We start from the raw sequence: 20499 nt of genomic DNA, 5'->3' as shown, positions 1-20499 counted from the left end.
GGCTGGCCGTGCTGAACTCGGTCTTCGAACGCGACGAGGCGGCCCGCGCTGCCGTCGAGGCCCGCGCGGCGGCGATCACATCCGGCATGGATTTCGAGGCGACGCTGGAACGCTGGTTCGCCGGCGAGCAATCGCCCCTGCGTGACCGCGTGGCGCAGTGGCTCGCCTTCACCAGTGCCGAGAGCTATGCCATCGCCTATCGCATCTTCGCCGGAAGCGACCGTGCCTTCTCGGGCAAGATGGGCGGCATCCTTTGTCCGGCGCTTTTCGCCACGGGCGAGCTCGATCCCAATTCCACCCCGGCAATGACCGAGGCCATGGCCGCTGCATCGGTCCGTGGCAGAAGCGCCGTCATCCCGCAGGCCCGGCACATGATGACGGTCACCGCACCGGAGGAAACCAATGCGCTGCTGACGCAGCTTCTGGCCGAGCGGCTCAGCAGTTTCGAGAACCGCGAACTCCGCACCGCTTTCGGCAGCTTCATGACCGGCGTCACCATCGTGACCACGGCGGGCATCGACGGCACCCCACGCGGCTTCACGGCCAACAGCTTCACCTCCGTCTCGCTGGAACCGCCGCTGCTCCTCATCTGCATCGGCAAGTCGGCCGCGAGCATGGATATCTTCCGGCAGGCCAGGGGCTTTGCGGTCAACATCCTGTCGGAGCAGCAGAAGGAGACCTCGGTTCTCTTCGCCTCGAAGCGAGCCGACAAGTTCGAGGCCGCCACATGGCGTGAAGGGCCTTTCGGCAACCCGCTCATCGAGGGCTCGGCCGCATGGTTCGACTGCGCCCGCTATCAGGTGATCGATTCAGGCGACCACATCATCCTCATGGGCCACATCGAGGCCTTCTCCTATTCCGACGCCAACCCGCTGGGCTATGCGCGCGGCGGCTACATCACGCTGGGTCTCGAGCAGGCAGCGGTGAACGCGGCCTCGTCCTCCAGCCGCACGGTGGTCGGCGCCATTCTCGAGAACGAGGGCCGCCTCGTCCTGATGCCCGATGCCGGAAGGCCCAACGGGCTTGCCTTGCCGGAGGTGGGCCGCAGCGGCCACAGCGGCAGCGCGTCCCAGCTGCACGAGCTGCTGACGCGCGAGGGGATCGACGCCACGCTGGGCTTTCTCTTTGCCGTCTTCGAGAACCCCGGCCCGCGCGAGCAATGCATCTACTATCGCGGCGAAGCGCTGCTGCATGCGCGAGGCCGCACCGTGCTCGCCGATTTCGATGACATCCCCTGGGACAGGCTCCCCGACGAGGCCACCCGCTCGATGCTGAAGCGCTATGCCGCCGAGCGCAAGATCGGCCGCTTCAAGGTCTATTCTGGCGATCACAAACAGGGAACCGTGAGAGCGGTGGACTGAAGGCTTCACGCCATCACGGCAGCAATCCTCGCCTGCATCTCCTCAGCCTCGTCCTGGGTCAGTGCGCCGAAGCTCAGGTGGCAGCGGAAACTCTGCTGCGGCGGAACAACCTTCACATTGCCCTTGGCTTTCTCGGCCAGATAGCCATCGGCCTCCGCCGTTCCGGGCAGGAACAGCCCCAGCGCATCCTGGTCAGCATTGCGCGTCATCCAGCGCACGCCGCTCGGCAGCTCATCCAGGCGGTGGCTGATATAGTCCGCCGTGCCATCGGGGAGCAGTTGCATGGCGTGGCCCCAGCCATCGGCGTCAGGCTTCATCGTGAGGCCCATCACGATCTCCGGATCAACGGCGCGTCCAGGCACAAGGTCGCGGTGCAGCCCGGGATTGTCCACCATCGTGGCAAGCATGGCGGTGAAGGCTTCGGTCGGCTTGAACAGGCCTTGCGGAACCTTCCTGCGGATCCGGATGTGCAGCGGGTCATCCGGCGCGGTGTCGATGAGCCTCGCCCCGTCATGCGGACGGAAGTTGACATGCGCCAGATACATCAGCTCCATCGGCGTGTGCTTGAGGTTGATGATCTCAAGCTCGGCATCGATGCGGCCATCGTCTTCATGCAGCTTCAGCAAAGGCCGCGACTCGTAACTGTGCGTGAAGGCGATCGTGTAGCGCCCCACGCCTGTCAGCCCCATCCACGTGCCGCGTTCGTCCTTGCCCACCACAATCGATGCGGTCTGATAGGGCAGGTTGGGCAATTCGCCGTGCAGCGGGTGCGTGTCTTCCGTGGATGGGTTGCCCATGGCGGTTGCGCCGCAATGGACGAGAAAGCCGCCGCTGTTGCCGAGGTAATGCGTGGCGGGCATCGGGTCGCCGAACATCGAGCGCATGGTGAGGCGGCGTCCGTGAAACATGGCGTCCGCGATCTGCTGGCCTTGATAGGGCAGGCAGATGATCTCGCCCACCTTGTTGCGGATACGCAGCGCCTTCAATCCGCTGCCATAGCAGAACACCGAGGCGGTGAGGCTGCCGGCCTTGGCGATGACGGTTTCCGCCGGTCCGAAGGTGACGGAATCGAGGTTGAAGCTGATCGGTCCGGGCATGTGCCGCCTCCCTGTTTCAAGGCAGGAGACGACAAGGCCGGGATGCCGTCAAGCCCGCGTTGATAGGCGTCTATCAGGAATTGACAAAATCCTTGATTGAGCTTTGATAGCCACATGGCGCGGGCGACAATCGAGGATGTGGCGAGTGAGGCGGGCGTAAGCGTCGCCACCGTCGATCGTGTGTTGAACGGCAGGGCTGCCGTGAGGCCGCAAACGGTCGAGCGTGTGGAGAAAGCCATCCGCCGCCTCAACTACCAGCCGGACCGCCTCGCCGCGAGATTGGCGCGTGCCCGGGAGTACCGCTTCTGCTTCGTCGTGCCCGAGGGCACCAACGCCTTCATGATCGCACTGGCCGATGCCGTGCGCGAGGAGGCGCTGCGGATGGCGCAGGAGAAGGTGGCGATCGACCTCCGCTTCACCGATGTTTTCGACGCGGACACGCTGGGCGCGGCGCTGGATGCGATCGGCAACATCTATGACGGCGTTGCCGTGGTGGCGCTCGACCATCCCCGCATCCGCGAGTCGATCAATGCGCTGGCCGACCGCGGCGTCACGGTGGTGACGCTCGTCTCCGACGTGCCGAGTTCCAGGCGCGCGCACTTCGTCGGCATCGACAATTCGGCGGCGGGCCGCACGGCCGCAACGCTGATGGGACGTTATCTCAGCGGGCGGAAGGGCAAGGTGGGCCTGATCGCCGGCTCGCTGTCGCTCCGCGATCACATCGAGCGCCAGTTCGGCTTCGAGCAGGTCTTGGCGCATGAATATCCGGAACTTTCGATCTTGCCCGTGCGCGAGGGCCGCGACGACTGGAAGAAAGTGAAGAAGCTGGCCGCGCAGCTCTTGGGTGACCATCCCGACCTGATCGGGCTCTACAATGTGGGAGCGGGCGCCCGCGGCATCGCGGAAGCGCTGGAAGATGCGAAGCGCCAGCGCGAGGTGGTGCTGATCACGCACGAGCTCACCGACGACACCCGCCGTGCGCTGATCGATGGCACCATCGACATCATCATCAACCAGGATGCAGGCCACGAGGTCAGAAGCGCCATCCGCGTGCTGCTCTCCAAGGCCGACAAGGCGCCCATCGTCGAGCAGATGGAGCGCATCCGCATCGATATCTATATTCGCGACAACATCCCCTGAGGCAACCAGCGTCACTGAGGCAACCATGTATCTCGGACTCGACTTCGGCACATCATCCGTCAAAGGCGTTCTCATCGACGCCAGGCAAAAGATCATTGCCACCGCTTCGGCCCCGTTGAAGGTGTCGCGGCCGCAGCCCGGCTGGTCCGAGCAGGCGCCGGAGGGCTGGTGGAAGGCTTGCAACATCGTGGTGAAGACACTGGGCAAGATGAAGCCCAAGGCGATTGCGGCGGTCGAGGGCATCGGCCTTTCGGGCCAGCAGCATGGCGCCACCTTGATTGGCAAGGACGGCAAGGCGCTGCGCCCCTGCATCCTGTGGAACGATGCGCGCTCGTTTGCCGAATGCGCCGACATTGAAGCGCGCGAACCCAAGGCCCGCGCCATTTCCGGCAATATTCCGCTTGCGGGCTTCACGGCGCCCAAGCTCGTCTGGGTGAAGAAGCATGAGCCCAAGGTCTTCGACAAGGTGGCGAAGGTGCTCTTGCCCAAGGATTATATCCGGCTACGCATGACGGGCGAGTATGCCTCCGACATGTCGGATTCTTCCGGTACTTACTGGCTCGACGTCGCAAAGCGCGACTGGTCGGAAAAACTTCTCGCCGCCACCGACATGAGCATCGACCAGATGCCGAAGCTCTACGAGGGCACGGATGCCACGGGGCAGTTGACGGCTGCGGTCGCCAAGGCCTGGGGCATGCCGAAGCGCCCCGTCGTGGCGGGCGGCGGCGGTGACAATGCGGCGGCGGCCTGTGGCATCGGCGCGGTCACGGACAATTCGGCCCTCGTGTCGATCGGCACCTCGGGCGTCATGTTCGTGTCCAACAACACGTTCCGGCCCAATGCGGGCCGCGCCGTCCATGCCTTCTGCCATGCAGTGCCGGGTACATGGCACCAGATGGGTGTGATCCTGTCTGCTGCGGGAAGCCTCGAATGGCTGGCGGGCGTTCTCGGCTCGCCTGCACCCAAGCTCATTTCCAAACTCGGCACCAAGTTGGCGGCGCCGTCTCCCGCATTGATGCTTCCCTATCTCTCAGGCGAACGCACGCCGGTGGCCGATGCGCAGGTGCGCGGCCTCATCATGGGGATCGGCCACGAGGCCGATCACAAGAGCCTGACGCATGCAGCACTCGATGCCGTGGCCTTCGCCTTCCGCGACTCGCTCGAGGCCCTGAAGGATGCGGGCACCGAGGTGAAGCGTGTCACCGCCGTGGGCGGTGGATCGAAGTCCGAACTCTGGCTCAAGATTATCGCGACAGTGCTGGGCGTTCCCGTCGACCTGCCCGCGGCGGGTGATGTCGGTGGCGCGTTCGGAGCGGCACGGCTTGGCCTCATTGCCGCCACAGGCGCGGATTTCCGCAAGGTGCTCACCGCGCCGAAAACGGCCCGCACCATCAAGCCGGAACCGAAGGCCCGCGATGCCTATGAAGAACACTATCGCCGCTACGTGAAAATCTACCCCGCGATCAAGGAGATCTATCGCTGATGACAAGCTTCTATTCCCGCAAGGACCCGATCCGTTACGAAGGTCCGTCCTCCTCGAGCGAACTGGCCTATCGCTGGTACAACCCCGACCAGAACGTGATGGGCAAGTCGATGCGCGACCACCTGCGCTTTGCCGTTGCCTACTGGCACACGCTGTGCTGGCCGGGTGGCGATCCCTTCGGCGGTGACACGTTCCAGCGCCAGTGGCATCACATGGCCGACGAGATGGCGGCCGCGCGCATGAAGGCCGACATCATGTTCGAGACGCTCGTGATGCTCGACGTGGACTTCTTCTGCTTCCATGATCTCGACATCGCGCCCGAAGGCAAGTCGCTGAAGGAGTTCAACGCCAACGTCACCGAGATCGCGAAGATCTTCGAGAAGAAGATGGCGGCGACGAACAAGAAGCTGCTGTGGGGCACCGCCAACATGTTCTCCAATCGCCGCTTCATGGCGGGTGCGGCAACCAATCCCGACCCGGACGTGTTTGCCTATTGCGCGGCCCAGGTGAAGCACTGCCTTGACGTGACCAAGGACCTTGACGGCGCCAACTACGTGATGTGGGGCGGCCGCGAGGGCTATGAGACGCTGCTCAACACCAACATCGGGCATGAGCTCGAACAGGCCAAGCGCTTCCTCTCCATGGTGGTCGAATACAAGCACAAGATCGGTTTCAAGGGGCCGATCCTCCTTGAGCCCAAGCCGCAGGAGCCGACCAAGCATCAGTATGACTACGACGTCGCCACCTGCTACGCCATGATCGCATCGCTGGGCCTCCAGAACGACGTGAAGCTCAATGTCGAGCAGAACCACGCGATCCTGGCCGGCCACACCTTCGAGCACGAGATTGCTCTGGCTTCGGCGCTGGGCGTCTTCGGGTCGATCGATATCAACCGCGGCGACTATCAGTCGGGCTGGGACACCGACCAGTTCGCCATGAACATTCCGGAGATGTCGCTCGCCTTCCTCGAAATCCTCAAGGCCGGCGGCTTCACCACGGGCGGCCTCAACTTCGATGCCAAGATCAGGCGCCAGTCGATCGATCCGGACGATCTTCTTCACGCACATGTCGGCTCGATCGACGCCTGCGCACGCGGGCTTCTGATCGCGGCGAAAATTCTGGAGGACGGAAAGCTCGGCAAGATCGTCGATGATCGCTATGGCAAATGGAACGAGCCGAAGAACCAGGCGATGCTAAAAGGCAAGGAGACGCTCGACTCGATAGCAGCGCGCGTTCATGCCGAAGGGCTCGAACCGCAACCGAAGTCGGGCCGGCAGGAGCGGCTCGAAAATCTGATCAACTCTTACATCTGACATTCCGGGAGGACCTGAAGACATGGCAACTGACATCAAGGGCCCCGCAATTTTCCTCGCGCAGTTCGCAGGCGATGCGGCCCCCTTCAATTCATGGGACTCGATCACGAAATGGGCCGCCTCGCTCGGCTACAAGGGCGTGCAGATCCCCACCTGGGACGGCCGCATGATCGACCTCAAGAAGGCCGCGGAATCGAAGACCTACTGCGACGAGATCAAGGGCATCGCGAAAGCCAATGGCGTCGAGGTGACCGAGCTGTCCACCCATTTGCAGGGCCAGCTCGTGGCGGTGAACCCGGTCTATGACGAAGCCTTCGATGCCTTCGCGCCCTCGGCAGTCCACAATAACCCCAAGGCCCGCCGTTCATGGGCCGAGGAGCAGGTGAAGTTTGCGGCCAAGGCCTCGAAGCATATGGGGCTCACTTCGCATGTTACATTCTCCGGCGCTCTGGCCTTCCCCTTCCTCTATCCATGGCCGCCGCGCCCTCCGGGCATGATCGAGGAGGCTTTCGACGAGCTTGCCCGCCGCTGGAAGCCGCTGCTCGACGTGATGGACGAGAATGGCGTCGATGTGGGTTACGAGATCCATCCGGGCGAAGACCTGATGGACGGCATCACCTTCGAGATGTTCCTCGAGCGCCTCGGCAATCACAAGCGCTGCCAGATCAACTACGATCCCTCGCACTTCGTTTTGCAGCAACTCGACTATCTCGACTTCATCGACATCTACCACGAGCGCATCTGCGCCTTCCATGTGAAGGACGCGGAGTTCAACCCGACGGGCCGGCAAGGCGTCTATTCCGGTTTCCAGAACTGGGTGAACCGCGCTGGCCGCTTCCGTTCCCTGGGCGATGGCCAGGTCGATTTTGGCGCCATCTTCTCCAAGCTCGCGGCCTACAACTACGACAGCTGGGCCGTGCTCGAATGGGAGTGCTGCCTGAAGGATTCGAACGAAGGTGCCGCCGAAGGCGCGCCCTTCATCGAAAGCCACATCATCAAGACGACGGCCAAGTCCTTCGATGACTTCGCCGCGGGCGACAATTCCGACCGCAGCAAGGCCCGCCGGATGCTCGGGCTCTAGGAGGACGACATGGTATCAGGACGCAGCGACGCGAGTACGGGCCGCATCAGGCTCGGCATGGTGGGCGGCGGGCAGGGGGCCTTCATTGGCGCTGTCCATCGGCTTGCCGCACGCATGGACGATCAATACGAGTTCGTGGCCGGGGCCCTTTCCGCCGACCCGAAGAAGGCAAAAGCCTCCGGCGCGGAGCTGGGTCTCGACCCGGCCCGCGTCTATACCGACTTCAAGGAGATGGCGAAGGCGGAAGCCAAGCGTGCCGAGGGGATCGAGGCGGTGTCGATCGTGACGCCGAACCACATGCATGTGCCGGCCGCCATGGCCTTCATCGAGGCCGGCATCCATGTCATCTGCGACAAGCCGCTGGCCCTCAACCTCAAGGAAGCGAAGGCGCTGGAAAAGCTGCTGGCAAAGCGCAAGGACGTGATCTTTGCCTTGACTCACAACTACTCGGGCTATCCCATGATCCGCCAGGCCAAGGCCATGGTGGCCGCGGGCGAGTTGGGCGACATCCGTGTCGTCCAAGGCGAATACCCGCAGGACTGGCTGACGACCGCGCTGGAAAAGACCGGCCAGAAGCAGGCGGCCTGGCGGACTGACCCGAAGCGTTCGGGTGCTGGCGGTTGCGTGGGCGACATCGGAACTCACACCTACCAGCTTCTCTGCGATGTCTCGGGCCTGAAGGCCGAGGAACTCGCCGCTGACCTTAGCTCCTTCGTGAAGGGCCGCGTGCTGGACGACAACGCCAATGTGATGCTGCGCTTCAAGGGTGGCGCCAAGGGCATGATATGGGCCAGCCAGGTGGCGCCCGGCAACGAAAACGGCCTCAAGATCCGCGTCTACGGAACCAAGGGCGGTCTTGAGTGGAAACAGGAAGACCCGAACTATCTCTGGTACACGCCGTTCGGTGAACCGAAGCGGCTGATCACCAGGGGCGGTGCCGGGGCCAATGCCGCCGCGGGCCGCGTCACGCGCGTGCCGCCGGGCCACCCAGAAGGCTATCTCGAAGGCTTTGCCAATGTCTATTCGGAGATCGCACGCGCCATAAAGGCGAAGCGCACGGGCAAGAAGCCGGAGAAGGACGTGGTCTTTCCCGGAATCGCAGACGGCGTCGCCGGAATGGCCTTCATCGAAGCCTGCGTGAAATCGTCGGCCAAGAACGGCAAGTGGACGAAGCTTTAGGAATTTGAAGTTGTCACACGAACATCATGCGCGGGCGTGAAGTCCGCGCATCCGTCCTTGCCAACTCGACGGTGGAGCGGGACGTTCAGTCGCCCGCTGCCTTCAGGATGCGCTTGCGGAGCCGCCTGACGCCATAGAAGACGAGGAGCACGACGACGGGAATGGTGATGAGGCCGATGAGCTTGGTGTTCACATTGGCATAGTCCCCGGCACCCTCGATGATTTTCGAGACGATGCCGATCAGGTAGTAGCTGATCGCCACAACCGAAAGGCCCTCGACCGTTTCCTGCAAACGAAGCTGCTGGTGGCCGCGCTTCTCCATCGAGCGCAGCAACTGCTGGTTCTGCCCTTCGAGCGCAATGTCGACGCGGGTGCGCAACAGGTTCGAGGCGCGCTCGATCCGCTCCGCCAGGCTCTTGATGCGGTCGGATACCGCAAGGCAAGTCGCCATGGCGGGGCCAAACCGGCGGTCGAGAAACACGCCGATGCGCTGGAAGCTCATCACCTTCTCCTCGCCAAGCTCCGAGATGCGCTTGTCGACCAGGGCGGCATAGGCGCGGGCGGCGGAGAAGCGGTAGCTGGTGCGGCTTGAAATCTCTTCCACATCGCGGGCGATGCGGCTGAGGCGCGTGAGCAGCTCGGCGTCCTCGTGGCTTTCCTGGGCGGAGAGCATGTCGGCCGTCACCCTAGAGACAGCGCGTTCCAGCCCCGCGAGTTCGCCCTGCACCTTGCGCGCCATGGGCAGCGCCAGCAGGGCCATCATGCGGTAGGTCTCGATTTCATGAATGCGCCGGATGACCCGGCCAAGGCGGAGCGGCGACAATCCGTTGTCCTGCACCAGCATGCGGGTATAGCCATCGGTCCCGATCCGGAAGTCGGTCCAGACCGTCGCCTGCCCGGAACTTGTCTTCGATCCGGCTAGGTCCTCATGCCCGAACATGGCAACGAGTTCGGCCACGTCCGGAGTGGGTTCATCCATCGACATGATGCGGGTGTGGATACCGACCAGCCTGTGGCCCGGCAGTCCCTCGACCCAGCCAACGGGCAGGATGACAAGCGCCTCGCCCTTCTCGGAACCCCCTTCGGACACCACGCTGATGCGGTAGAACTCGCCATGCCGCTCATACTTGATCTGGCCGCCGGCGATTTCCGCAGTGTGATGCTGCGCGCCATCCGCGGGCGGCTTCACGCCCAGGGCGTCACACAGCATCTTCACATGGGCAAGAGGATCGCCGTCGCCCTCGCCGATGGTGAAGGCGAGATGGGTCACACGCGAGGGCGCCGTCACCGGAATGCCGGGCCGGCCGTGCAACTCGTCGTTCAGAACGTTTCGAAGCTCGTGATCGCGCATGATTCCCCTTGGGAACTCTCTTAGTGCATGGCGCACGCCGGTCAATGCGGCGTTGCAGCATCCTGCTTTCCACCCGCGTTCTGATTAACTATGGTGCAGCCATGAAAGCGGCCGACATCGTCAAATACCCATTCTGGACCCTGGCGCTTGCCACCGGGGCCAAGTCGTTTCGTGACAACAAGGTCATCGGATCACCCGCGCTGAACCGCATGGGCCTCCATGTCGGCCGGATCAGCCTGGCCCACGACCTGGCCTGGCGCAGGCGCCGGAGGCTGGCCGGACTGGTGAGCCCGGACGACCGCGCCGCCTTCGACCGCGATGGTTTCGTGGCGAAACGGAATTTTCTCGATCCAGAAACCTTTGCGCGGCTGAAGGAGCAGACCCTGAACCATCGGGCCACGGCCCGGGAGATGGTGCAGGGTGACACGATCACCAGGCGGATTGCCATCGACGGCCCGGCCCGCCGGGCGCTGCCCGAGGTCGATGCGCTGCTCAGGCGCAAGGACTGGTCCGGTCTGATGCGCTATGTCGGATCCTATGACCAGGAGCCGCTCTACTATGTCCAGACCATCCTGAGCCATGTGGCGGACGCAGCACCCGACCCGCAGACCAATTTCCATGCCGATACCTTCCACCCGAGCGTCAAGGCGTGGTTCTTCCTCACCGACGTGGCCGAGGACGAGGGGCCTTTCTGCTATGTTCCGGGCTCGCATCGCCTGACGCCCGAGCGCATCGCCTGGGAGCGCGAGATGAGCATTGGTGCTGCGGAACATTCCGACCGCTATTCGGCCCGCGGCTCGTTCCGGGCCAGTGCCGCCGATCTGGAACGGATGAAGCTCCCGAAGTCGGTCGCCTTCGCTGTGCCCGCCAACACGCTGGTGGTGGGCGACACGGTGGGCTTCCATGCCCGGGGGTTCAGCGCCAGGCCCTCGCGCCGTGTCGAGATCTGGGCCTATGGCCGGCGCAACCCCTTCCTTCCCTGGGCCGGCTTCGATCCGCTGAGCCTGCCCGGCATCGCGGAGGCCCGCATCCCCCTCATGTGGAAGGCGCTCGACAAGGCGCAGGCGCTGGGCGTGGGACGGAACAGCTGGGTCGACAAAGGCGAAAAGCGGCCGCTGGATGACTGAACCTCTCGAACACGCGGCGCCCCACCGCAAGGCCTCGCGTGACGTGCGCCGCCAGCAGCTGATTGATTCGACGATCCGCATCCTCGGGCAGAAGGGCTACGCCGCGCTCACGATTGCCGATGTCGCCCGCTCGGCGGGCCTGTCGACCGGCATCGTCATCTTCCATTTCAACAGCAAGGACGAGCTGCTCTCGGCTGTCCTCCGGTTCCTCGCCGAGGAATACCGCCAGCACTGGGAGAACGCTCTCGAGGCCTCCGGTCCCGATCCCGCGGATCGCCTCCGGGCACTGCTGACGGCGGATTTCGACCGCGCCGTCTATACGCCCGAGAAGCTGGCCGCCTGGATCGCCTTCTGGGGCGAAACGCAAGGCCGCCCGACCTATGACCAGATCTGCTCCGGGCCGGATGCCGAGCGCCAGCGGGCCACGCTCCTGCTGTGCGAAACGCTGGTGGCGGAAGGCCGCTATGGGCTTGATCCAACCGTGGTGATGCGGGCGCTGGAGGCGCTCTGCGACGGCATGTGGTTCGGTGTCGCGGCGGATGGCGCGGGCCATCCTGGCCGCATCACGCCGGAAGAGGCGCACCGCATCGTCGATACTGTGCTGATGGCATTCTTTCCCCGTCATTTCCCTGTCCGGCGCATCTGATTTGCGTACCTCAATTTCCCTCTTCCGCGCTGCGGCAAAAGTTCTATAAGTGCCGCCGGAATTCACCTGTCACTTCTTCTGGAGATCCCCATGACGAAAGTCCGTGTCGCCATCAACGGCTTCGGCCGCATCGGCCGCAACATCGTTCGCGCCATCTATGAGTCCGGCCGCAAGGACATCGACATCGTCGCTGTCAACGATCTGGGCCCGGTCGAGACCAACGCGCATCTGCTCCGCTACGACTCGGTGCATGGCCGCTTCCCGCATGAAGTGACGACCAAGGGCGATTCGATCTCGATCGGCACCGACACGTTCAAGGTGACGGCGATCAAGGACCCGAGCCAGCTGCCGTGGAAGGACCTCGGCGTCGACATCGCGCTCGAGTGCACGGGCATCTTCACCGCGAAGGACAAGGCCGCGGCCCATCTGACCGCCGGCGCCAAGCGCGTCATCGTGTCGGCACCCTCGGATGGCGCCGACTTCACCGTCGTCTACGGCGTCAATCATCACCAACTGACGAAGGACCACATCGTCATCTCGAATGCGTCCTGCACCACCAACTGCCTGGCGCCCGTGGCCTTCGTGCTCAACAACGAGATCGGCATCGATCATGGCTTCATGACCACGATCCACGCCTATACCGGCGACCAACCGACGCTCGACACCATGCACAAGGATCTCTACCGCGCACGCGCCGCGGCAATGTCGATGATCCCGACTTCGACCGGTGCCGCCAAGGCCATCGGTCTCGTAATTCCGGAACTTAAGGGAAGGCTCGACGGCACCTCGATCCGCGTGCCGACGCCCAACGTCTCCGTCGTCGACTTCAAGTTCGTGGCCAAGCGCAAGACGACGGTCGAAGAGGTCAACGCGGCAATCAAGGCGGCGGCCGACGGCAAGCTCAAGGGCATCCTCGGCTACACCAACGAGCCGAACGTCTCGATCGACTTCAATCACAACCCCAATTCGTCGACTTTCCACATGGACCAGACCAAGGTCATGGAAGGCAGCTTCGTGCGCATCCTCTCGTGGTACGACAACGAATGGGGCTTCTCGAACCGCATGAGCGACACGGCCGTCGCCATGGGCAAGCTGATCGGCTGATTGACATGACAAGGCCTCTCCTCATCTCGCCCTCCATTCTCGCAGCCGACTTCGCGCGGCTGGGAGACGAAGTGCGCGCCATCGATGAGGGGGGTGCCGACTGGGTGCATATCGATGTGATGGATGGGCACTTCGTGCCAAACATCTCGTTCGGCATGCCCATCATCCAGGCGATCCGGCCGGTGACGAAAAAGGTGTTCGACGTGCACCTGATGATCGCACCGGCGGATCCCTATCTCGAAGCCTTCGCCAAGGCGGGTGCCGATGTGATCACCGTCCATGCCGAGGCCGGATCCCATCTCGACCGCTCGCTGCAGGTCATCCGTGCGCTGGGCAAGAAGGCGGGCGTCTCGCTCAACCCGTCAACGCCTGCGTCCGTTCTCACGCATGTGCTCGACCGGCTGGATCTCATTCTGGTGATGACGGTCAATCCCGGCTTCGGGGGGCAGGCCTTCATCCCCGCCATGCTCGACAAGATCTCGGAAGTCCGCGAAATGGTCCGTGGGCGGAACATCGACATCGAGGTCGATGGCGGCATCACCCGGCACAATGCAGCCGATGTGGTCCGCGCCGGCGCCAATGTGCTGGTGGCCGGTTCCGCCATCTTCAAGACGACGAATTATGGCGACGAAATCCGCGCCATCCGCATGGCGGCGACAAGCGTCTCCGCATAGTCATCCCTCTCCCATGCTCCGCACGTGGAAGTAGTGAATCAGGGTTTCTTCTCCACCCATTCGAGATAGGCCTCAAGCCACTTCTCAAGGTGAATCTTCGTCTCGGCATCCGTCAGGTTGCCGCTCGCATCGAATTTCTCTTCGTTGTGATTGACGAAAATCTCGGGCCTCGGCATCACGATGGCCTGCAGCGCCTGCAGGTTCTGGCGGAAGTGATATTGCGACCGGCCCGTGCCGTGAAAGAATCCGGCACCAGCGCCGACGATGCCCACCCGCTTCCACTTGAGGAAGGCGGAGCCGCGCGACAGCCAGTCGGTGGCATTCTTCAATACGCCGGTGACCGAGAAGTTGTATTCCGGGCAGGCGAAGATGACGCCATCGGCGGCGCGAATGCGCGCGTCGAGGTCCTTGACGCTCTGCGGCTTACCGTGCGCCTCTTCCTCGTCACCATCATAGAGCGGAATGCCGTGGAGCGTTGCGATCTCCATCTCGACATGCGCCGGCGCCATGTCCTTCAGCGCCCGCAACAGGCCAGTGTTCGTGGACGCCTTCCGCAACGCGCCGCTGATGCCGAGGATTTTCGTCATGCTGTTCCCTTGATTTCCTGAAATGCAGCCAGCGCCCTGTCGCGCGCCTTGGCGTGATCGACCACAGGATGGGGGTAGTTGTTCCCGAGTTCAACCCCGGCGGCCTGAAGCACAAGGCGCGGCGCCTCCCACGGCTTGTGAATGAAGTCATCGGGCATGCGCGACAGTTCCGGCACCCATTTCCGCACGTAAGCGCCCTTCGCGTCGAACTTCTCGCCCTGCAGCACCGGATTGAAGATGCGGAAATAGGGCGCAGCATCGGCACCGCAGCCCGCCACCCACTGCCAGCTTGCGGCATTGCTGGCGATGTCGGCGTCAACCAGCGTGTCCCAGAACCACCGCTCGCCCTGCTGCCAGGGAACGAGCAGGTCCTTGATGAGGAAGGAGGCGGCGATCATGCGCACGCGGTTGTGCATGATGCCGGTGGCCCACAACTCGCGCATCCCCGCATCGACGATCGGATAGCCCGTCTGTCCCTTCTGCCAGGCTGAAAGGCCTTCCGGATTGTCGCTCCACGGGAAGGCGGAGAACTCGGGCCGGAACGGCTCCAACGGCAACGTCGGCCAGTGATGCAGCAGGTGATAGGAGAATTCGCGCCAGAGCACTTCTTTCAGGAACTTCTCCGCCGCGCGATCTAGTTTTCCGCCCGCCCGCGCCTGGGCCGCCCGCACCGCGTGCCAGCATTGCGCCGGGCTGATCTCGCCGAAGTGAAGGTGAGGCGAAAGCCGCGACGTGACGTCGAGGTCGGGCCGGTCGCGGTCATCGGCATAGTGCGCGAGGCCGTCCTCGATGAAGGACTGGAGCCGCACGCGTGCACCTTCCTCGCCGGGCGTCCAGTGTGTCTCGAACCCCTTCGCCCAGTTGGGCCTTGTGGGGAGCAGGTCCCAGTCCGCAAGCCTGTCGCCAGCCAACGTGACGGTCCACGGCGTGAAGTCCGGAACGCCGCGCGGCACCCGGGGCTCGCCAGCTGCGAAGCAGGCCTTCGAGAAGGGCGTGTAGACCCGATAGGGCTCGCCCGCACCGTTGCGGATCGTTTCGGGTTCATGCAGCAGATAGCCGGAATAGCGGTGGCATGTGGCGCCATTGGCCTCGCACGCGGCCTTCACGCGCCGTTCCAGCCCTTCCGCCCATGGCGCGTAGTCCCGAGCGAAATGAACGGAACTTGCGCCGGTCTCCCGCAGCACCTCGGCGATCACCCTGTCGGCGGCACCCCGGCGCAGCATCAGCGGAGCCATTGTCCCCAATGCTTCAAGGCTGCGATGCAGCCACCAGCGCGATGCGCCGCCCATCCGCCATTCGCCGGGCGTGCCATCGTCGAGCACATGAAGGAAGATCACGGGGCCACGCGCCGCAGCGGCGGCAAAGGCGACGTTGTCGGCCAGACGGAGGTCCTGCCTAAGCCAGTAGAGCACGGGGGAAGTCATGGCTCTTGCTACGCCCGGAGCCCCTCGCGGATCAATACCGATCACAGATGCGTGAAGACGTGTTTCATTTGGAACATTCGGGCGTACCTATAGCAATTAAACAAGAGGAGACGACCATGCTGACAAACCGCCGGACCATCATGATGGGCGCTGCTGCCGTTGGCGCGGCTGCAATGCTGTCTCCCGTGGCGCGCGCCGCAGCGCCGATGCAGGGCGTTTCGCCCGCCAATGTCCACCGTTACATGGTGGGAGGCTTCGAGGTGACGGCACTGCTCGATTTTGTCCGGCCGGGCGACAAGCCCGAGACGATCTTCGGCACCAACCAGAAGCCGGAAGATGTCGCTGCCCTCTTGCAGACGAATTTCCTGCCCGCCGACAAGTTCGTGAACATGTTCACTCCCATCGTTGTCAACACAGGGAAAGAACTGGTCTTGTTCGACACCGGGCTTGGCGCCGCCAATGGCGGGCAGCTTCAGGAACGCCTGAAAGCCGCTGGCTTCGATGCCGGTCAGATCGACGTCGTCGTCATCACCCATTGCCACCCGGACCACATCGGCGGGGTAGCAACCGACGGCAAGGCCAACTTCCCCAACGCCCGCTATGTCATAGGCGAGACGGAGTATGGTTTCTGGTCGGCGCCTGAGCGCATGTCCGGGCCGACCGAAAACGCTGCGAAACTCGTGGCTGCCAACGTGACGCCCTTCAAGGACAAGATGACCTTCCTCAAGAACGAGAGCGAAGTCGTGGCGGGCATCCGCGCGCTCGATGCACCGGGCCATACGCCGGGCCACATGGCCTTCCACATCGAGAGCAACGGCAAGCGCATCCTGCTCGGGGCCGACTTCTGCAACCACTATGTGTTGTCGCTGCAGCGGCCTGATTGGGAAGTGCGCTTCGATGCCGACAAGGCCACTGCGGCCGCAACGCGCATGAAATATCTCGACATGCTGGCGGCGGACAAGATCCCCTTCACCAGCTACCACATGCCCTTCCCCTCCGTAGGCTTCGTCGAAAAGTCGGCCGATGGCGGTTACCGCTACGTTCCGGCGACCTACCAGCTCATGCTGTAGCCGTAACCGGCACGTTAAAATGAAAAGCGCGGGCTTCGGGGCCCGCGCTTTTTTATTGAACTGGCATTTTGCGTCAGTCGAGATCGGACTGTTTTTCCTTCAGGACCTGCGCATAGACATTGATGATGAGCGCTGCGAGCAGGATGAGGCCGCGGATAAGGATCTTGAGGAACGAGTCGATCTGTATGTGATCGAGGCCGTTGTTGACGACGCCCAGCACCAGAAGCCCGATGATGGTGTTGCCGATCCCTCCGCGCCCGCCGAACAGCGAGGTGCCGCCGACAACGACCGCCGCGATGGCATCGAGCAGGAACGAGTCGAACTGGTTCTGCTGGGCCGAGCCGAAATAGGCGACGCCGAGCATGCCGGCAATGCCTGAGCACATGGCGCAGATCACCATCACCGAGCCGATGATGAACTTCACGTTGACGCCCGAATACTCGGCCGCCTCGCGATTGCCGCCCACCATGTAGATGTAGCGGCCATAGCGCGTGTAGTTCAGCACCAGATGGCCGACGAGTAGGAACACCAAACAGACGATGATGGTCCAGCCGATGGGAATGGACATCGCCTTGCCGGCGGCATCGAGCCCGAGCGGAATGGAGAAGGCGGTGCCGGAGCCGAGCGTGGTGATGAGATCGGGATACTGATAGGCGATCTGGCCGCGCACCAGCATGGCCGACACGCCATTGGCGATCTGCATCATGGCAAGCGTCATGATGAAGGAGGGGATGCCGATGATGGTCATGCCGCCCGCCGTGACGAGGCCGAAGGCGAAGGCCGCCGCGAGTGCGAGGATGATGGCGATCCAGCCCTGCACCGGCACGTTGGCGATGTTCACGTAATCCGGCTGGATGGTGAAATACGCAACCGTGATGCCGATCGCATTGGCGACCGCCGCCACCGAAAGATCGATCTCGGCTGTCAGGATCACATAGGTGAGGCCCACCGCGATGATGCCGGTGATCGACAATTGCCGGATGATGTTCAGCATGTTGTCCAGCGACAGGAACGACGAGCTGGCAAAGCTGAAGAAGATGACGAGCGCCACCAGCGTGAAGACCGGCGCGATGTTGCGTAGCTGATCCGCCAGGAAGCGCTTCAGGTTGAAGCCCCGCGGTGCTGCTACTTCTGCTGTCGACATTATCTTAAATCTCCCATCAAGGTCTCACGCTGCCGCCAGCAGGTCGGCCTTTTCGATATGGCCCGACGAGAACTCGCGCGCCACCGTACCCTTCTTGATCACCGTCACGCGGTCTGCAAGCGTCAGGATGGTCTCGGGCTCGGTTGAGAGCACGAGGATTGCAACGCCCCTGTCGCGCAGGCTTTTGACGATGCGGATCACGTCTTCCTTGGCACCAACATCCATGCCGCGCGTCGGCTCGGCCAGGATCAACACACGCGGCAGGTGCGTCAGCCATTTGGCCAGCGCCACCTTCTGCTGGTTGCCGCCCGACAGCGAGCCCAGCGCGATCGCCGTGCGCGGCGGCCTGATCTGCAGGTCCTTGATATGAGCCTCGGTGATCTTCTTTTCTTCCTTCGGCTTCACCAGCAAGCGGTGAATGCGGCCCAAAATGGCAATCGACACGTTCTTGTAGACCGGCTCCGAGCGGAACAGCATCATCTTGCGGTTTTCCGGAACGAAGGCGACGCCCGCCTTGCGCGCCGCAGCGGTGGAGCGGAACTTCACCGGCTTGCCATCGAGCTTGATGCCGCCGCGCCTGAGCGCCACCTTTCCGAACAGCGCCCGCGCCAGTTCGATCTGGCCCGAACCCATGAAGCCGTAGACGCCGGTGATCTCGCCTGCCCGCAGGTTGATCGAGAAGTCCCGCAAGTTCCGGCCGTCGCTGACACCTTCGACAGAGAGCACCACGGGCTTCTTGTCGTCGCCCTTGAGCTCCGCATCCTCGCCCATGTGCATGCCTTTGGAGCCACGCCCGATCATGTGCGAGATGATGGAATCCTTGGTGAGGTTCTTCGTGTCCTCGGTGATGACCTTCTGGCCGTTGCGGAACACCGTCACGCGATCCGAGATCGCCAGCACGTCGTCGAGGAAGTGGGAGATGAAGACGATGGAACGGCCCTCGCCCCGCAACCGCCGCAGCACGTCAAAGAGCTGCTTCACTTCCGGCGGCGACAAGGCCGAGGTCGGTTCGTCGAGAATGATGATCTGCGCGCCCGAGAACAGCACGCGCGACAATTCGACAAGCTGCTGCAACCCGACGGGGAGCGAGCCCATGGTGGTGGTGGGGTCGATGTCGAGACCGAGGCTGGCGATCAGCGTCCTGGCCTCGCGGTTCATCCGTCCCCAGTCGACCTTGCCGAAACTGTTGACGGGCTGCGTGCCGAGAAACACGTTCTCGGCGACGGTCAGGTCGGGGACGACGGAAAGTTCCTGGTGCACCATGCCGATGGAATTGGCCAGTGCATCGCCCGCAGAGCGAAGCCTGACCTCGCGGCCCTTGATCTTCATGGTGCCGTCGAATTCGTGATGAACGCCGGCGATGATCTTCATCATCGTCGACTTGCCCGCGCCATTCTCGCCGACGAGGCCGTGAATTTCGCCTGCCCGCAGCGTGAAGCTCACGTCCTTGAGCGCCATGACGCCGCCGAAGTGCTTCGACACGTTTGAAAGTTCGAGCAGGGGCGTTTCGCCCCCGCTCGTTTCGTTGCGTTGTTCCGACATTTAATCCGGGATCAGATCAGGAAGTTCTTCTGGAGCCAGAGGTGACCGGCAGCGGTCTCCTTGGTGATGACCGGGCCGTCCGCGAGGATGAAGTCCGGAATGTCCTTGCCGGCCTTTTCGCCGCCCTGGACTGCCGCGACACCAGCCGCGACCGACCAGCCGTGGATGCGGCAGGAGGGGTTGCGCACGGTGGCGACCATCACGCCTTCCAGCACCGCGTTCACGGCGGGCGGCATGGCGTCCACACCGGCGATCAGGATGTCGGTGCGGTTCTTTGCCTTCATGACGTTGTGCGCGGCAAGCGCCATGTCGTCATTGTGGAAGAAGGCACCCTTGATGTCCGGGTACTGCGTCAGCAGCGAGTCCCAGATGCGGGCGACCTTGGTCACGTCCCAGTCGGCGGGCTGCTCGTCGAGCAGTTTGATGTTGCCGTTGCCGTCAACGACTTGATGGAAGCCCTTGGCGCGGCCTTGAGCGCCAGAATGGCCAAGCGCGCCCTGTGTCATCACCACATTGCCGGCACCGCCCATGGCGGTAACGAGTGCCGAGGTGACGACCGAGCCCATCATGATGTTGTCCGGCGCGATGAAGGTCTGCAGCGGAACCGTTCCCGGAGGAGCGACCAGCGTGTCCATGGCGATGACGGGCGTGCCGCCGTCGATCATCTTCTTGATGGGGTCCGTGAGCGTGCCGATGCCAAACGTCTGGATCGCGACGAAATCCCACTTCTGTGCTGCCATGTTGTCGATGGCGGCGCGCTGCTTGGTGGCCGAGAGCTCACCGTCGAACCAGGTGATCTCGACGTTCATGAGCTTGCCCCAGGCTTCAGCAGCCTGCTTGCCCTGGGCGCACCAGGTGGCCTGAAGGCCGGCGTTCGAGAAGGCCGCCTTCATCGGCTTGCCCGACGGAGCGAGTGCCTGCGCCATTGCGGGATCGAAGCCGGCGTCGGCCAGCAGCGCCGCACCCAGCGCCGTGGCGCCGAGTTTCTTGAAGACGTCGCGGCGGGTTGCCGCTTCCTTGATGAGATCGTTGAGCATTGTGTTGGTCCTCCTCCAAACTCATGTTCTGTCGAGCGCCGGATGTTTTCCGTTGCTGCAAAGCAGCCGGACGTGTTCTTGGTGACGCCGATTTTCAAAACATCCATCAGCGGGTGAAGTTTGTCCAGCGCTTTTGTCG

Annotated in this window: 18 protein-coding genes; 11 read left to right on the top strand and 7 right to left on the bottom strand. The window is 63.3% G+C overall.

What is annotated here, in order from left to right; genetic code table 11:
- Positions 1–1361: flavin reductase (locus tag ACEW8Q_RS22650; RefSeq protein ID WP_373506343.1), on the top strand; the 1361-nt coding region annotated here is incomplete at its 5' end.
- Positions 1362–1366: 5 nt separating this feature from the next.
- On the opposite strand, the gene ACEW8Q_RS22645 is transcribed toward ACEW8Q_RS22650, so the two are convergent.
- On the bottom strand, positions 1367–2458 hold the full coding sequence (locus ACEW8Q_RS22645) for a DUF4432 family protein (RefSeq protein WP_373506342.1): 1092 nt from the start codon (positions 2456–2458) through the stop codon (positions 1367–1369).
- A 114-nt stretch (positions 2459–2572) separates the two neighbouring features.
- Between ACEW8Q_RS22645 and ACEW8Q_RS22640 the strand changes: the two genes are divergently transcribed.
- From ACEW8Q_RS22640 to ACEW8Q_RS22620, 5 genes are read left to right on the top strand one after another with little or no spacing between them, the layout of a single operon-like run.
- Positions 2573–3598, top strand: a complete 1026-nt coding sequence (locus tag ACEW8Q_RS22640; RefSeq protein WP_373506341.1) for a LacI family DNA-binding transcriptional regulator — start codon at positions 2573–2575, stop codon at positions 3596–3598.
- Positions 3599–3623: 25 nt separating this feature from the next.
- On the top strand, positions 3624–5081 hold the full coding sequence (xylB, locus tag ACEW8Q_RS22635) for a xylulokinase (protein WP_373506340.1): 1458 nt from the start codon (positions 3624–3626) through the stop codon (positions 5079–5081).
- A complete protein-coding gene (gene xylA / locus ACEW8Q_RS22630; protein WP_373506345.1) occupies positions 5078–6394 on the top strand; it encodes a xylose isomerase in 1317 nt (438 codons plus the stop codon). Before xylB ends, xylA begins: the two co-directional genes overlap by 4 nt.
- 22 nt (positions 6395–6416) lie before the next feature.
- Complete coding sequence (locus tag ACEW8Q_RS22625; RefSeq protein ID WP_373506339.1) at positions 6417–7475, top strand: sugar phosphate isomerase/epimerase family protein; 1059 nt, start codon at positions 6417–6419, stop codon at positions 7473–7475.
- A 9-nt stretch (positions 7476–7484) separates the two neighbouring features.
- Positions 7485–8654 (top strand): Gfo/Idh/MocA family protein, encoded by a 1170-nt coding sequence (locus ACEW8Q_RS22620; RefSeq protein WP_373506338.1) that lies wholly within the window; start codon positions 7485–7487, stop codon positions 8652–8654.
- 85 nt (positions 8655–8739) lie between these two features.
- Here the strand turns inward: ACEW8Q_RS22620 and ACEW8Q_RS22615 are convergent, their stop codons facing one another.
- Positions 8740–10005 (bottom strand): DUF3422 family protein, encoded by a 1266-nt coding sequence (locus ACEW8Q_RS22615; protein ID WP_373506337.1) that lies wholly within the window; start codon positions 10003–10005, stop codon positions 8740–8742.
- Positions 10006–10106: 101 nt separating this feature from the next.
- Here ACEW8Q_RS22615 and ACEW8Q_RS22610 point away from each other — a divergent pair, with 101 nt between their 5' ends.
- The 4 genes from ACEW8Q_RS22610 to rpe all read left to right on the top strand — a co-directional run bounded on the left by ACEW8Q_RS22610 (position 10107) and on the right by rpe (position 13556).
- Positions 10107–11132: a phytanoyl-CoA dioxygenase family protein gene (locus ACEW8Q_RS22610; RefSeq protein ID WP_373506336.1), complete on the top strand. Its 1026-nt coding sequence runs from the start codon at positions 10107–10109 to the stop codon at positions 11130–11132.
- The gene (locus tag ACEW8Q_RS22605) at positions 11125–11778 is read left to right on the top strand and encodes a TetR family transcriptional regulator C-terminal domain-containing protein (protein ID WP_373506335.1); all 654 of its coding nucleotides are present in this window, start codon (positions 11125–11127) and stop codon (positions 11776–11778) included. Before ACEW8Q_RS22610 ends, ACEW8Q_RS22605 begins: the two co-directional genes overlap by 8 nt.
- Before the next feature lie 90 nt (positions 11779–11868).
- Positions 11869–12882, top strand: a complete 1014-nt coding sequence (gene gap, locus ACEW8Q_RS22600) for a type I glyceraldehyde-3-phosphate dehydrogenase (RefSeq protein ID WP_373506334.1) — start codon at positions 11869–11871, stop codon at positions 12880–12882.
- 5 nt (positions 12883–12887) lie between these two features.
- A complete protein-coding gene (gene rpe / locus ACEW8Q_RS22595) occupies positions 12888–13556 on the top strand; it encodes a ribulose-phosphate 3-epimerase (RefSeq protein ID WP_373506333.1) in 669 nt (222 codons plus the stop codon).
- A 38-nt stretch (positions 13557–13594) separates the two neighbouring features.
- On the opposite strand, the gene ACEW8Q_RS22590 is transcribed toward rpe, so the two are convergent.
- Both ACEW8Q_RS22590 and ACEW8Q_RS22585 read right to left on the bottom strand, forming a co-directional pair.
- Positions 13595–14143, bottom strand: a complete 549-nt coding sequence (locus ACEW8Q_RS22590) for an NADPH-dependent FMN reductase (protein ID WP_373506332.1) — start codon at positions 14141–14143, stop codon at positions 13595–13597.
- Positions 14140–15567 carry a deoxyribodipyrimidine photo-lyase gene (locus ACEW8Q_RS22585; RefSeq protein ID WP_373506331.1) on the bottom strand — a complete coding sequence of 476 codons (1428 nt, stop codon included), beginning with the start codon at positions 15565–15567 and terminating at the stop codon, positions 14140–14142. The genes ACEW8Q_RS22590 and ACEW8Q_RS22585 overlap by 4 nt, the downstream gene beginning before the upstream one ends.
- A 116-nt stretch (positions 15568–15683) precedes the next feature.
- On the opposite strand from ACEW8Q_RS22585, the gene ACEW8Q_RS22580 reads away from it, so the two are divergent.
- Complete coding sequence (locus ACEW8Q_RS22580) at positions 15684–16637, top strand: MBL fold metallo-hydrolase (RefSeq protein ID WP_373506330.1); 954 nt, start codon at positions 15684–15686, stop codon at positions 16635–16637.
- Between the two features lie 73 nt (positions 16638–16710).
- Here ACEW8Q_RS22580 and ACEW8Q_RS22575 read toward each other — a convergent pair whose 3' ends face one another.
- From ACEW8Q_RS22575 to ACEW8Q_RS22565, 3 genes are read right to left on the bottom strand one after another with little or no spacing between them, the layout of a single operon-like run.
- Positions 16711–17781 carry an ABC transporter permease gene (locus tag ACEW8Q_RS22575; RefSeq protein WP_373506329.1) on the bottom strand — a complete coding sequence of 357 codons (1071 nt, stop codon included), beginning with the start codon at positions 17779–17781 and terminating at the stop codon, positions 16711–16713.
- Between the two features lie 24 nt (positions 17782–17805).
- Positions 17806–19323 (bottom strand): sugar ABC transporter ATP-binding protein, encoded by a 1518-nt coding sequence (locus ACEW8Q_RS22570; RefSeq protein WP_373506328.1) that lies wholly within the window; start codon positions 19321–19323, stop codon positions 17806–17808.
- A gap of 11 nt (positions 19324–19334) precedes the next feature.
- Positions 19335–20360 (bottom strand): sugar ABC transporter substrate-binding protein, encoded by a 1026-nt coding sequence (locus tag ACEW8Q_RS22565; RefSeq protein WP_373506327.1) that lies wholly within the window; start codon positions 20358–20360, stop codon positions 19335–19337.
- Positions 20361–20499 lie beyond the last annotated feature (139 nt).

It is taken from the genome of Aestuariivirga sp., assembly GCF_041738905.1.
Classification (GTDB): domain Bacteria; phylum Pseudomonadota; class Alphaproteobacteria; order Rhizobiales; family Aestuariivirgaceae; genus Aestuariivirga.
Note: the sequence above shows the minus strand (reverse complement) of the source record. Positions and strands in the feature narration are given on the sequence as shown.